The sequence below is a fragment of the Pantoea sp. 18069 genome (assembly GCF_902706035.1).
Taxonomy (GTDB): domain Bacteria; phylum Pseudomonadota; class Gammaproteobacteria; order Burkholderiales; family Burkholderiaceae_C; genus Comamonas.
In genome coordinates this window covers 263,192-275,748 of record NZ_CACSJA010000001.1, presented here as the reverse complement: position 1 = coordinate 275,748, position 12,557 = coordinate 263,192, and the positions used below count along the sequence as shown (strand labels likewise).

At 64.3% G+C, this 12,557-nt stretch carries 12 protein-coding genes; 10 read left to right on the top strand and 2 right to left on the bottom strand.

Annotated elements, in window-relative coordinates; genetic code table 11:
• The first annotated feature begins 41 nt into the window (after positions 1–41).
• Positions 42–638 (top strand): sulfite oxidase heme-binding subunit YedZ, encoded by a 597-nt coding sequence (locus GVL12_RS01345; RefSeq protein ID WP_200843406.1) that lies wholly within the window; start codon positions 42–44, stop codon positions 636–638.
• Between the two features lie 5 nt (positions 639–643).
• Here the strand turns inward: GVL12_RS01345 and GVL12_RS26990 are convergent, their stop codons facing one another.
• Positions 644–847 (bottom strand): lipoprotein, encoded by a 204-nt coding sequence (locus GVL12_RS26990; protein WP_159910833.1) that lies wholly within the window; start codon positions 845–847, stop codon positions 644–646.
• Positions 848–859: 12 nt separating this feature from the next.
• On the opposite strand from GVL12_RS26990, the gene cyaY reads away from it, so the two are divergent.
• The gene (gene cyaY / locus GVL12_RS01335) at positions 860–1,195 is read left to right on the top strand and encodes an iron donor protein CyaY (RefSeq protein WP_159910832.1); all 336 of its coding nucleotides are present in this window, start codon (positions 860–862) and stop codon (positions 1,193–1,195) included.
• A gap of 66 nt (positions 1,196–1,261) precedes the next feature.
• Here the strand turns inward: cyaY and GVL12_RS01330 are convergent, their stop codons facing one another.
• Positions 1,262–3,646: a penicillin-binding protein 1A gene (locus GVL12_RS01330; protein WP_159910831.1), complete on the bottom strand. Its 2,385-nt coding sequence runs from the start codon at positions 3,644–3,646 to the stop codon at positions 1,262–1,264.
• A gap of 275 nt (positions 3,647–3,921) precedes the next feature.
• Here GVL12_RS01330 and GVL12_RS01325 point away from each other — a divergent pair, with 275 nt between their 5' ends.
• The 8 genes from GVL12_RS01325 (at position 3,922) to aroB (ending at position 12,545) form a co-directional block, all read left to right on the top strand.
• On the top strand, positions 3,922–5,001 hold the full coding sequence (locus tag GVL12_RS01325) for a pilus assembly protein PilM (RefSeq protein ID WP_159910830.1): 1,080 nt from the start codon (positions 3,922–3,924) through the stop codon (positions 4,999–5,001).
• The gene (locus GVL12_RS01320; RefSeq protein ID WP_159910829.1) at positions 4,998–5,609 is read left to right on the top strand and encodes a PilN domain-containing protein; all 612 of its coding nucleotides are present in this window, start codon (positions 4,998–5,000) and stop codon (positions 5,607–5,609) included. Before GVL12_RS01325 ends, GVL12_RS01320 begins: the two co-directional genes overlap by 4 nt.
• Positions 5,610–5,612: 3 nt before the next feature.
• Positions 5,613–6,290, top strand: a complete 678-nt coding sequence (locus GVL12_RS01315) for a type 4a pilus biogenesis protein PilO (RefSeq protein WP_159910828.1) — start codon at positions 5,613–5,615, stop codon at positions 6,288–6,290.
• Positions 6,290–6,835, top strand: a complete 546-nt coding sequence (locus tag GVL12_RS01310) for a pilus assembly protein PilP (protein ID WP_159910827.1) — start codon at positions 6,290–6,292, stop codon at positions 6,833–6,835. Before GVL12_RS01315 ends, GVL12_RS01310 begins: the two co-directional genes overlap by 1 nt.
• The gene (gene pilQ, locus GVL12_RS01305) at positions 6,832–8,985 is read left to right on the top strand and encodes a type IV pilus secretin PilQ (protein WP_200843405.1); all 2,154 of its coding nucleotides are present in this window, start codon (positions 6,832–6,834) and stop codon (positions 8,983–8,985) included. Before GVL12_RS01310 ends, pilQ begins: the two co-directional genes overlap by 4 nt.
• Positions 8,986–9,006: 21 nt before the next feature.
• Positions 9,007–10,647 carry a hypothetical protein gene (locus GVL12_RS01300; protein ID WP_159910826.1) on the top strand — a complete coding sequence of 547 codons (1,641 nt, stop codon included), beginning with the start codon at positions 9,007–9,009 and terminating at the stop codon, positions 10,645–10,647.
• A gap of 107 nt (positions 10,648–10,754) precedes the next feature.
• Entirely contained in the window at positions 10,755–11,309 is a 555-nt protein-coding gene (locus tag GVL12_RS01295; protein WP_159910825.1) for a shikimate kinase, read from the top strand.
• Positions 11,310–11,426: 117 nt separating this feature from the next.
• Complete coding sequence (gene aroB, locus GVL12_RS01290) at positions 11,427–12,545, top strand: 3-dehydroquinate synthase (RefSeq protein ID WP_159910824.1); 1,119 nt, start codon at positions 11,427–11,429, stop codon at positions 12,543–12,545.
• The last annotated feature ends 12 nt before the right edge of the window (positions 12,546–12,557 follow it).

The following is a 12,557-nucleotide window of genomic DNA, read 5'->3' as shown; positions in this document are numbered from 1 at the left end:
CGCAGATGCGTGCCCCGGCCCCGCGCTGGAAAACGGCCTTCATGCATCCGGCAGCCAAGCCGCTGCTGTTCGTGCTGTGCCTGCTGCCGTTCGCGCAGTTGTTCGTCGGCGCGGTGCTCGACACGCTGGGCGCGAACCCGGCCGAGGCCTTGCTGCGCGCCACGGGCGACTGGACGCTGCGCTTTCTGTGCGTGGTGCTCGCGGTCACGCCGGCGCGCATTGCGCTGGGCGTACCCGCGCTCGCGCGCTTTCGGCGCATGCTGGGCCTGTTCGTGTATTTCTATGCGACGGCGCACCTGCTGTGCTACGCGGTCTTCGACCAGGGGCTCGATCCGGGCGAGATCTGGCGCGACATCCTCGAGCGGCCGTTCATCCTGGTCGGCATGCTGGCTTTCAGCCTGCTCACGGCGCTGGCCGCGACTTCGCCGCACCGCGTGATCCGGTGGATGGGTGCGCGCCGCTGGCAGTGGCTGCACCGCAGCGTCTATGCGGTGGCCGGGCTCGCGCTGCTGCATTTCTTCTGGATGCGCGCGGGCAAGAACGATTTTGCCGAAGTCGCGGTCTACGCCGCCATCGTGGCGCTGCTGCTGGGCTGGCGTCTTCAGCGTTGGCTGCGCTCTAAGCGCCGCCTGGCCTAGGATGTTCAGCGCGCGGCGGGCGGCGGCGCTACCGGGGCCGGCGTTGCGTCGCCCCGCTGCGGGCGCAGCGTTTCGGGCAGCGTCGCACGTTGCGCCGCCTCGGGTGCCGTGGGAAGATACAGGGGCCCGCGCTGGCCGCAAGCGCCCAGTGACGCCGCACTGAGCGCAAGGGCAAAAGTCCTGACTAGAATTTGGGAAGCTCTCAACATGTGCGGATTGTAATGAACGACCTTGAATTTCTCGATTGTGCTGAAAAGCTGCTGCTCGCGGTGGAGCAGGGATGCGACCGCATCAATGACGAATCCGACGCCGATATCGATGCCCAGCGTGCGGGAGGCATGGTCACGCTGTCCTTTCCCAACCGCAGCCAGATTGTGATCAACCTGCAAAGACCTCTGCACGAAGTGTGGCTGGCGGCCAGGGCCGGCGGCTTCCATTTCCGCCACGACGCCGACCAGGCCTGCTGGCTGGACACCAAGGGCGCGGGCGAGTTCTTTGCCTGCCTGAGCCGTTATGCGTCCGAGCAATCCGGGCTCGAACTGACGTTCAAGGCCTGATAGGCCCGGCGCCAGACACGAAAAAGCCCCTGCGGTCGTTGCCGTCAGGGGCTTTTTCGATGGGGCCTAGTTCCTGAAAAGGTCCAGGATGCGATTGCGCTCCTCGCTGGCTGGCGGTGGCGAAGCGCTGCCTTCGGATGCGCCTTCGGGCACGCCCAGGCTGCTCACGCCCGCATTGCGCGCGAACTCCTCATAGAACCATTCGCCGCCGACGTTGACGACGCCGGGCGGCACGGGCAGCTCGGCCACGGGAACCCCCTTGAGCGCGTGCTGCATGAAGTCTATCCAGATCGGCAGGCTCAGGCCGCCACCGGTCTCGCGCGAGCCCAGGTTGCGTGGTGTGTCGTAGCCTATCCAGGTCACGGCGGCCAGCGTGGGCTGGAAGCCGCCGAACCAGGCATCGACCGAGTCGTTGGTGGTGCCGGTCTTGCCGTAGAGGTCGGGGCGCTTGAGCGTGGCCTGGGCGCGTGCCGCGGTGCCGACGCGGGCGACGTCCTGCAGCAGGCTGTTCATGATGAACGCATTGCGTGGCGGAATCGCTTCGGGCAGCTGCTCGAGCGCCTGGGGCTGGTACTCGGACAGCACGCGGCCCTTGTGGTCGGTGATGCGCGTGATCAGCCAGGGGTTGACGCGGCGCCCGCCATTGGCGAACACCGCATAGCCCGCGGCCATCTGCATGGGCGTGACCGAGCCCGCGCCCAGGGCCATGGTCAGGTAGGCGGGGTGCTTGTCGGCATCAAAGCCGAAATGCGTGACCCATTCCTGGCCGTACTTGGGGCCTATCGCCTGCAGCAGGCGGATCGAGATCATGTTCTTGGACTTGTTCAGGCCGGTGCGCATGCTCATCGGGCCGTCGTAGCGGCTGTCGTAGTTCTTGGGCTCCCACGGCTGGCCACCGGTCGTGCCGGCGCTGAAGAAGATCGGTGCGTCGTTGATCATCGTCGCCGGCGAGAAGCCTTTTTCCAGCGCGGCCGAATAGATGAACGGCTTGAAGCTCGAGCCAGGCTGGCGCCAGGCCTGGGTCACGTGGTTGAACTTGTTCTTGCCGAAGTCGAAACCGCCGACCAGCGCGCGGATGGCGCCGGTTTTCGGGTCGAGCGCGACGAACGCGCCTTCGACTTCGGGCAACTGGGTGATTTCCCAGGTGTTCTTGGGCGTCTTCACCACGCGGATCACGGCGCCGGCGCGCAGCTTGGTGTTGGGCGGCGCCTTGTCGCTCAGGCCGGACTGGGCGGGCCTGAGACCCTCGCCGGTGATCTCGAATTTCTCGCCGTCGGCGCGGGTCGCGACGATCTTGCGCGGCGAAGCCTCGAGCACCACGGCGGACAGCACGTTGCCGTTGTCGGGATGGTTGGCGAGCACGTCGTCGATCGCGTTTTCCTGCTCCTCGGGGTCCTGGGGCAGGGCGATGAAGCGTTCCGGGCCGCGGTAGTGCTGGCGGCGCTCGTAATCCATGATGCCCTTGCGCAAGGCGGTATAGGCGGCGTCCTGTTCACCCGCGTTGAGCGTGGTGTAGACATTGATGCCGCGCGTGTAGGCCTCTGCACCGTACTGGGCGTAGATCAGCTGGCGCGCCATTTCGGCCACGTATTCCGCATGCACGCGGGTGTTGTTGCTGCCCGAGCTGATCTTGAGCTCTTCCTGCTTGGCCTGCACGGCTTCGGCGGCCGTGATGAAGCCGTTTTCCTCCATGCGCTCGATGATGTAGAGCTGGCGGCTGCGCGCGCGCTTGGGGTTGCTGATCGGGTTGTAGGCCGAGGGCGCCTTGGGCAGACCGGCGAGCATCGCGGCTTCGGCGATCGAGATCGCCTTGAGCGGCTTGCCGAAATAGGCTTCGGACGCGGCCGCGAAGCCATAGGCGCGGTTGCCCAGGTAGATCTGGTTCATGTAGATCTCGAGGATCTGGTTCTTGCTCAGCAGGTGCTCGAGCTTGAAGGTCAGCAGCACTTCATAGATCTTGCGCGTGAACGTCTTTTCCGAGGAAAGATAGACGTTGCGTGCGACCTGCATGGTGATGGTGGAAGCGCCCTGGCTCTTGCCACCCGCGCCCAGGTTGGCGAGCACGGCGCGCGCCATGCCCTTGTAGTCCACGCCGCCGTGCTCGAAGAAGCGCGTGTCTTCGATTGCAAGCACCGCATCGGTCATGACCTTGGGGATTTCCTGGATGGGTGTCAGCGTGCGGCGCTCCTCGCCGAATTCGCCGAGCAGCGCGCCTTCGGCCGAATAGACGCGCAGCGGCAGCTTGGGGCGGTAGTCCGCGAGTTCGGAGACGTCCGGCAGGTTGGGGTAGGCCATCGCCAGCGCCACGGCCACCGTCAGCAGCACGCCCGCGGCGACGGCCACCGCCAGCCCGAGCAGCCCGAACAGGGCCTTGGTCAACCAGTGGTGGGAGGGGCGGGAAGAAGACGCGCGGGACGGCGAGGACTTGTCGTTTTTTTCAGAAGTCGGCATGGCGCAGCATAAGGAGAAGAACTGGCATTATAAAAATCACCGCGATTCGGGTGCTTCACAGGGAGAGAATGCCAGGGGGGAGAAACGCCCCAGCCGGAACTGGCGTGCGCCAAGTGTCGACGAAGTGCGGTTTCCTTCGCATGCAAACGTCTTATTTAGGCCACGCAATGCGGATACAGTTGATACAACCATCTTGGTTGCACCAAGCTCTTGCTGATAGCATCAATGCGAGATGTGAGACTTTGTTGCATTTCTTACAGGCTCGGGAGGGCACGTTGATCACAATAGGTTCCCTGTTCAGTCGCCAGCCTGCATCGTTGCTGGGTATTGACATCAGTTCCTCGAGCATCAAGCTGGTTGAACTGGGCCGTGATGCCTCGGGGGCGCTGGTGCTGGAGCGGTGCTGCATCGAGCCACTGGAGCGGGGCTGGATTGCCGATGGCAATATCGAGAAATTCGACGAAGTCGCCGAAGCGCTGCGCCGTCTGGTGAAGAAGAGCGGCACGCGCAGCAAGAACGTGGCCATGGCGTTGCCGCCTTCGGCCGTGATCACCAAGCGGATTTCCCTGCCCGGTGAAATGAGTGAACAGGAACTCGAAGTCCAGGTCGAGTCCGAAGCCAATCAGTACATTCCCTTTTCGCTCGATGAAGTGAGCCTGGACTTCTGCGTGATCGGCCCGACGGCGAACTCGCCCGGCGACGTCGATGTGCTGATCGCGGCCTCGCGCCGCGAGAAGGTCCAGGATCGCCAGGGCCTGGCCGAAGCGGCCGGTCTGACGCCGGTGATCGTCGATATCGAATCCCATTGCGCACGCCTGGCCGCGCGCCGGCTGATCGAGAACCTGGCGCACCAGGGCCAGGACGCGATCGTCGCCTTGTTCGAAGTCGGCGCCTTGACGACCAGCATGCAGGTCCTGCGCAATGAGGAAGTGCTGTACGAGCGCGACCAGGCGTTTGGCGGCGCCCAGCTGACGCAGCTGATCGCGCGCCAGTACGGCTTCTCGCTCGAAGAGGCCGAGGCCAAGAAGCGCAATGCCGAATTGCCCGAGGACTATCCGCAGGTCGTGCTCAAGCCCTTCGTCGAAAGCATGACGCAGGAGGTCGCGCGCGCGCTGCAGTTCTTCTTCACCAGCACGCCCTACAACCGTGTCGACCACATCCTGCTGGCCGGCGGCTCGGCGCCATTGCCCGGGTTGGTCGAGGCCATCACCGAGCACACGGGCTTCGCCTGTGGTCTGGTCAATCCTTTCGACGGCATGCAGATCGGCAGCAATGTGCGGCTCAAGAAGATGGCGCGCGAGGCGCCGTCGTATCTGACCGCCTGCGGACTGGCCCTGAGAAGGTTTCTCCAGTGATACTGATCAACCTACTTCCGCACCGCGAAGCGGCGCGCAAACGCCGCAAGCAGGTGTTCCAGACCACGATGCTGCTGTCGTTCGTCGCCGGGCTGCTGATCGCGGGCCTGATCTACTCGCTGCTGCAGGGCATGATCGCCGAGCAGCAGACAAAGAACAGCCTGCTGCAGTCGGAAATCACGCTGCTGGAAAAGCAGATCGTGGAGATCGCCGGCCTCGAAAACGAAATCACCGCGCTGCGCGCACGCCAGAAGGCGGTGGAGGATCTGCAGTCGGACCGCAACCTGCCGGTGCATCTGCTGCATGAACTTGTGGCCCAGCTGCCCGACGGGGTCTATGTCACCAGCCTCAAGCAGGAAGACCAGGTGATCAGCATGCAGGGCATGGCCCAGTCCAACGAGCGGGTCTCGGAGATGCTGCGCAACCTGGCCGAGAACACGCCCTGGTTTTCCAAGCCGGAGCTCACCGAAATCGTCGCGACCAATCTGTCGCTGACCCCCAAGGACCAGCGGCGCGTGGCCTCGTTCAATATGCGTTTTCAACTGATGCGCACCAGCGAAGCGCAAAAGGCGATGGACACCGTCGCGCCAGCCGCGGACGGGAGATAGGCGATGGTCAAGAAAAAGCGCACCGGTCCGGATTTCGCCCGGCTTCAAGCCGAGCTGCAAAAGCAGTTCAGCAACCTGCACCCCAACGACCCTTCGCAATGGCCTATCGTGCCGCGCACTCTGCTGTGCATTGCGATCGCCGTGGGTGTGGCGGCCCTGCTGTGGTTTGTGCTGCTCAGCGACTACCGCGATGAACTGCAGATGGAGCAGGACCGGGAGGTGACGCTGCGCCAGGACTACCAGAGCAAGCTCACCAAGGCCGTGAGCCTCGACGCCCTCAAGCAGCAGCGCGAGCAGGTCCAGCAGTACGTGATCCAGCTCGAGAAGCAACTGCCCAGCAAGGCCGAAATGGCGGCGCTGCTGTCCGACATCAACCAGGCGGGCCTGGGCCGCAGCCTGCAGTTCGAGCTGTTCCGTCCAGGCCAGATGGTGGTCAAGGATTACTACGCCGAACTGCCGATTGCGCTGAAAGTGACGGGCAGCTACCACGACATCGGCGCCTTCGCTTCCGATATCGCCCACTTGTCGCGCATCGTGACGCTCAACAACATTGCCATCGCGCCGGTCGCCAAGGATGGCAGCGGCACGCTGGCGATGGATGCGACTGCGCGCACTTTCCGCTACCTCGATGCGGACGAGATCGCAACGCAGAAGCAGGCGGCTGCGGGGAAGAAGAAATAATGCATCAACGACCGCTGATCCTGGCGCTGGGACTGTCCGTGGTCCTGCTCGGCGCCTGTGCCGACACCGAGCAGGAAGAGCTGCAGCAGTGGATGGCGCAGCAGCGCGCCCAGGCGCGGCCCCGGGTCACGCCGATCGCCGAGCCCAAGCAATTCCAGCCGCAGACCTATACGGTGGACGGAGGTGTCGACCCTTTCGATCCGGGCAAGCTCACGCAGGCCCTGCGACGCGACGCCGCGCAGCAGGGCGGGCGCGCCGGCCTGATGCAGTCGGAGCTCAATCGCCGCAAGGAGCCGCTCGAAGCCCTGCCGCTCGATGCCATGGCCATGGTCGGCAGCCTGCAAAAGCAGGGCCAGCCGACAGCCCTGGTCAAGGTGGACCGTCTGCTCTACCAGGTGCGGGTCGGCAACTACCTTGGCCAGAACTACGGAAAAATCATCCGGATCACGGAAAACTCCATCCAGCTGCGTGAAATCATCCAGGACGTCACGGGGGAGTGGATTGAGCGCAATACCGAACTGGTGTTGCAGGAGACACAGAAATGATGAAAAACAATCAGGGAATTCCGGCGCAGGGCTTCCTGGCGCAGTGCCGACACGCCGTGGTCTCGGCGGGGCTGCTGCTCTCCTCCTCGGCGTTTGCCCAGGGCGCGATCCAGTCGGTCGCCGGTTCACTGCAGGACGGCAGCGAAGTGCTGCGCATCGAGTTGTCGCAGCCGCTGGCCAAACCGCCAACCGGCTTTGCCATCCAGTCTCCGGCGCGCATTGCGCTTGACTTCCCCGGCACGCAGAACGCGACCGGCCAGACGCAGGTCGAGCTCAACCAGGGCAATCTCAAGTCGGTCAATGTGGTCGAGGCCGGCGGGCGCTCGCGCGTGGTGCTCAACCTCAAGACCGCGACCTCCTACAAGACCGACATCCAGGGCAACAGCCTGTTCGTCATTCTGGCGCCCGTGCCCTCGGCGGCCGCCGCGCAGGCCGTGGCCGAGCCGCGTGTGTTTGCCAGCCGGTCGGCAAGCAGCGATGTGCAGCCGATACGGGATGTGGATTTTCGCCGCGGCGCCGACAACTCCGGGCGCATCGTGGTCGGACTGGTCGACAACCAGGTGGCCGTCGATCTGCGCCAGGAAGGCAAGGCGCTGGTCGCCGACTTCCTGCGCTCCTCGCTGCCCGAAGGCCTGCGCCGCAAGCTCGACGTGACCGACTTCGGCACGCCGGTGCAGACGATCACCACCACCGAAGCCGGCGGCCGCGTGCGCATGCGCATCGAGCCCACGGGGGAGTGGGAGCACAGCGCCTACCAGAGCGACAACCAGTTCGTGATCGAAGTGCGCCAGAAGAAGGTCGACCCGACCAAGCTGAGCCAGGGCGAGGGCTATACCGGTGAAAAGCTGTCGCTGAACTTCCAGAGCATCGAAGTGCGTTCGCTGCTGCAGGTCATCGCGGATTTCACCAATTTCAACATCGTGACCTCCGACACGGTCACGGGTTCGCTGACGCTGCGCCTCAAGGACGTGCCCTGGGACCAGGCGCTGCAGATCATCATGGACGCCAAGGGCCTGGGCATGCGCAAGTCGGGCTCGGTGCTGTGGATTGCGCCCAAGGACGAGATCGACGCGCGCACCAAGAAGGACTATGAGGCGGCGCTGGCGATCCAAAAGCTCGAGCCGCTGCGCACCCAGGGCTTCCAGCTCAATTACGCCAAGGCCACGGACATGATCACGCAGATCGCGAGCAATTCCGGCGGCGGCTCCGGTTCGACCACGCGCTTCCTGTCGGAACGCGGCTCGGCGATTGCCGAACCGCGCACCAACCAGCTGTTCGTCACCGACACCCCGGCCAAGCTCGAAGAGGTCAAGACCCTGCTCGCGACACTGGACATTCCGGTGCGCCAGGTGCTGATCGAAGCGCGCATCGTCGAAGCCCGCGACACCTTTGGCCGCTCGCTGGGCGTGAAGCTCGGTGGCGGGGACCTGCGCGCGCAAAACGGCGGCAATGGCGGGTACTCGATCGGCGGTGGCAACCGTGTCGGCTTCGGCACCAACTACGGCAATGCCACTGCGACGGGCGGCGCGGGTGGCACCGTCGACACGTCAGGCACCTTTGTGAACCTGCCGGCCTCGCTGTCCTCGGTCGAGTCCGCGGGCACGTTCGCGCTGTCGATCTTCAATTCGGCCGCCAACCGCTTCCTGACGCTGGAGCTGTCGGCGATGGAAGCCGATGGCAACGGCAAGGTGGTGTCCAGCCCGCGGCTGATCACCGCCGACCAGACCAAGGCCTTGATCGAACAGGGCACGGAGTACCCGTACTCGGTCACGGCGCCCAACGGCGCAACCACGATTGCCTTCAAGAAGGCCGTGCTCAAGCTTGAAGTCACGCCGCAGATCACGCCCGAAGGCAACATCATCCTGGACCTCGACGTCAACAAGGACAGCCGCGGCGAGACCACGAGCCAGGGCGTGGCGATCGACACCAAGCATATCCAGACCCAGGTGCTGGTCGAGAACGGCGGCACGGTGGTGATCGGCGGCATCTTCGAAATGGAAGAGACCAACAACGAGACCAAGGTGCCGCTGCTCGGCGATGTGCCGGTGCTGGGCCACCTGTTCAAGAGCCGCACGCGCGAGACGTCCAAGCGCGAAATGCTGGTCTTCATCACGCCCAAGATGCTGATGCAGAACAAGAGCGCGCGCTGATTTTTCCATCGAGAGACAAGCATGAAAATCCATAACTGTTTAGTGGCGGTCGCGATGACCGCGGCCCTCGCGGCTTGCGGCGGGGGAGGGGGGAGCGCGGGCACGCCGTCGTTTGGCGGCGGCACGGGTGGCGGTACCGATACCGGCACGGGCGGTGGAGCAGGCACGGGCGGCGGTACCGATACCGGCACGGGCGGTGGAGCAGGCACGGGCGGCGAGACCGTCGTGCCGGTGACCTATGTGATGCAGTTGCAGTTGCAGACCAGCGCGGGTGCCGATATCGCCAGCAATTCCTTTGCGGCCTCGGATACGGTGAAGCTGTTGGCCACGCTCAAGACCGCGGCCGGTGCGCCGGCCGCCAATGAAGTCGTCACTTTTGCCGAAACCGGCAGCGGACTGTTGCAGTTCACGCCCACCTCGGCCACGGCGCTGACCAATGCAAGTGGCCAGGCGGTGATCGAGGCCACGGCCAATACCCTGGAGTCCCTGGGTGCGACGACGGTGAGTGCCACAGCCAGCATCGGCGACACGGCCTATGCGGCGGCACGCAACTTGGCGGTCACGGGCGCATTGATCGAAGGCGTCGATCCGCAGACGCTGGCAAAAAGCATGACTTTCGTTGAAGCGATACCGGCCGACCGTTCCATCGTGATTGCTGGCTCGGGTGGTGCAGGTCGGTCCGAAACCGCGCTGCTGCGCTTCAAGGTCGTGGATGGCATGGGCACGGCAGTTGCCGGGGCACGCGTGGCCTTTGAGGCCGATCGGCCTGACCAAGTGTCGCTCAACAACGCTATTGGGGTCACTGATGCGAGCGGCATTGTTTCAGCTTCCGTTTCGTCCAAGGCGTCGCCGACGACAGTCGTGGTCAAGGCCACGGTGATCGATACATCGGTGATTTCGCAATCGGGATTGCTGACCGTGACCACGGACACTGCGGTACCTGGCGCCTTCGATCTATCGGCTACCAAATACGCGCTCGACCTTGGACTCTCGGGTGATTCAAGCGATATTACGGTGCGTGTAGGTGATGCCAATGGACATCCAGTGGCCGATGGTTTTGCCGTAGTGGCGACCACGATATACGGCGTGGTAGGCACTTCTGATCGGGCCGGTTGTTTGACGGCCAATGGTGAATGCACGATCCAATACCGGGTGCAAAATCCGCGACCGGCGGATGGAGTGCTCATTCCAGTCGTCGTGACCGGCCAAGCATACTCGGCAAGCAAGGGCGAGCATGTGACCATTTCGGACACAATTCATTTCTACGGATTGAGTGCGCGCACTGTTAATTTGTATGACCTGAATGGAAATCCTGAAATTCGTGGCAATGACTTTGTCACAACGAATGTCGTCTGGGATGCGGCGACATGCACCGGTGTCTGGAGCGGTTTTCTGGGGTCGCCTGCTGGCCTTGCTGCGCCAGCGAATAGTGTTTTTTCCGTGGCATCATATGCACGTCAATTGGCCGCGGAAGTGACTTCGGGTTCCCCCGTGAGCAATACCCCTATCCGCCGCACATCCGTCGCCTTGAAGTTTACTTTGACCGATGCCGCGTCAGATGGAGAGGCGAACCTGTTGTTCACGGTAGCACCTCCTGGCAGCCTTCCCCAGGATTTTGCGGCAGTGCTTTCCTACCCCGCCTGCACGCCGCCCGCCCCCTGAAGCACAGACGCTTGGTTCCAGGTCGCCGCCACTTGCGCTAAGCTCGGCGGCGGCGACTTCCACGGACTTTCAGACAAATCCGCCTTAGGGCGGATTTTTTCCATCCCATGTATACATTGATAGGCCTTCCGGGCAGCGGAAAAACCACCATCGGCAAGCAGCTCGCGCAGCTCTGGGGCATGGGCTTTGTCGACAGCGACCAGGTGATAGAGCAGCGTCTGGGCTGCACCATCGCGGCCTACTTCAGCGCGCATGGCGAGGCGGCATTTCGCGATGTGGAGCAGCAGGTCATCGATGAAATCACGGCCGTGCCCCAGTCCATGCTGCTGTCCACGGGCGGCGGCGTGGTGCTGCGCGAGGCCAACCGCATCCATCTGCGTTCGCGCTCGACGGTGTTCTATCTGCAGGCCGCACCCGATGACATCGCGCGGCGCCTGCGCAACGACACGACCCGGCCGCTGCTCAAGGGCCAGGACCCGAGCGTGCGCCTGCGCGAGCTGATGCACCAGCGCCATGCGCTCTATCTGGCCACGGCGCATTACACGATCAAGACGTCGCGGCTGTCCGTGACCCAGGTCGTGCGCAAGCTGGCCATGCAGGCCGAGCTCGGCGAATACGATTTTCCCGCCCCGCACGGCGGCGCGATGGCCACGCCGCGATAGATGTTCTGCGCCGCTGCCTGCCGCTTGCGGCTACGATAGAACGCTTGGGGCGACGAGCCGCCGGCTTTGACCACCGCACGCGCACCCGCGGTGCTTTTTGAGAATGGACGGAACACAATGGAACTGAGCGCAGTGGCAGGTTGCCAGCACCAGGTGAATATTGATTTGGGCGAGCGTTCCTACCCGATCGTGATTGGCAGCGGCCTGCTGTCCGATCCCTCGGTCTACGCCGCCTTGCCGCGCGCGCGCGCCGCGCTGATCGTGACCAATGCCACGGTCGCGCCGCTGTACGCGGTCCAGCTCCAGGCCGCGCTGGCGCCACACTACCCGCAGGTGCACATCGTGACCCTGCCCGACGGCGAAGAGCACAAGAACTGGCAGACGCTGAACCAGATTTTCGACACCTTGCTGGGCCAGGGCTGCGACCGCAAGACGGTGCTGTTCGCGCTCGGCGGCGGTGTGGTCGGCGACATGACGGGTTTTGCGGCCGCCTGCTACATGCGCGGCGTGCCTTTCGTGCAGGTGCCGACCACGCTGCTGTCGCAGGTCGACTCGTCGGTCGGCGGCAAGACGGCGATCAACCACCCGCTGGGCAAGAACATGATAGGCGCGTTCTACCAGCCGCAGCTCGTGGTCTGCGACCTCGACACGCTGGCGACCTTGCCCGCGCGCGAACTTGCCGCGGGCCTGGCCGAAGTCATCAAGTACGGCCCGATCGCCGACATGGAATTCATGGCCTGGCTCGAGGACAACCTCGACGCGCTGCTCGCCGGCGACAAGGCGGCGCTGGCCCATGCGGTCAAGCGCAGCGTAGAGATCAAGGCCTGGGTCGTGAGCCAGGACGAGCGTGAAGGCGGGCTGCGTGCGGTGCTCAACTTCGGTCACACGTTCGGCCATGCAATGGAAGCCGGCATGGGCTACGGCGTCTGGCTGCACGGCGAAGGCGTGGCCGCGGGCATGGTCATGGCCGCGCGCCTGTCGCGCCGCCTCGGGCTGGTCGACGAGGAGTTCGTGCAGCGCCTGGTGCGGCTGATCGCGCGCGCGGGCCTGCCCACGCGTGGCGCGATCATCGCCAGCCGCGACAACGCGGGCCACTACCTGCAGCATATGCGCGTCGACAAGAAGGCCGAAGGCGGCGAAATCCGCTTCGTGCTGATCGCCGAGCCGGGCAAGGCGCTGGTGCGCTCGGCGCCCGATACCTTGGTGCGCGAGGTCATTGACGCTTGCTGCCACTGATCGACGCCCCGG

What these genes read in the sequence shown, in the direction of transcription:
- GVL12_RS01345 (WP_200843406.1), top strand. Translation starts at nt 42, where the DNA reads ATGCATCCGGCAGCCAAGCCGCTGCTGTTCGTGCTGTGCCTGCTGCCG.
- GVL12_RS26990 (WP_159910833.1), bottom strand. Translation starts at nt 847, where the DNA reads ATGTTGAGAGCTTCCCAAATTCTAGTCAGGACTTTTGCCCTTGCGCTC.
- cyaY (WP_159910832.1), top strand. Translation starts at nt 860, where the DNA reads ATGAACGACCTTGAATTTCTCGATTGTGCTGAAAAGCTGCTGCTCGCG.
- GVL12_RS01330 (WP_159910831.1), bottom strand. Translation starts at nt 3,646, where the DNA reads ATGCCGACTTCTGAAAAAAACGACAAGTCCTCGCCGTCCCGCGCGTCT.
- GVL12_RS01315 (WP_159910828.1), top strand. Translation starts at nt 5,613, where the DNA reads ATGGTCAAGAAAAAGCGCACCGGTCCGGATTTCGCCCGGCTTCAAGCC.
- GVL12_RS01310 (WP_159910827.1), top strand. Translation starts at nt 6,290, where the DNA reads ATGCATCAACGACCGCTGATCCTGGCGCTGGGACTGTCCGTGGTCCTG.
- pilQ (WP_200843405.1), top strand. Translation starts at nt 6,832, where the DNA reads ATGATGAAAAACAATCAGGGAATTCCGGCGCAGGGCTTCCTGGCGCAG.
- GVL12_RS01300 (WP_159910826.1), top strand. Translation starts at nt 9,007, where the DNA reads ATGAAAATCCATAACTGTTTAGTGGCGGTCGCGATGACCGCGGCCCTC.
- GVL12_RS01295 (WP_159910825.1), top strand. Translation starts at nt 10,755, where the DNA reads ATGTATACATTGATAGGCCTTCCGGGCAGCGGAAAAACCACCATCGGC.
- aroB (WP_159910824.1), top strand. Translation starts at nt 11,427, where the DNA reads ATGGAACTGAGCGCAGTGGCAGGTTGCCAGCACCAGGTGAATATTGAT.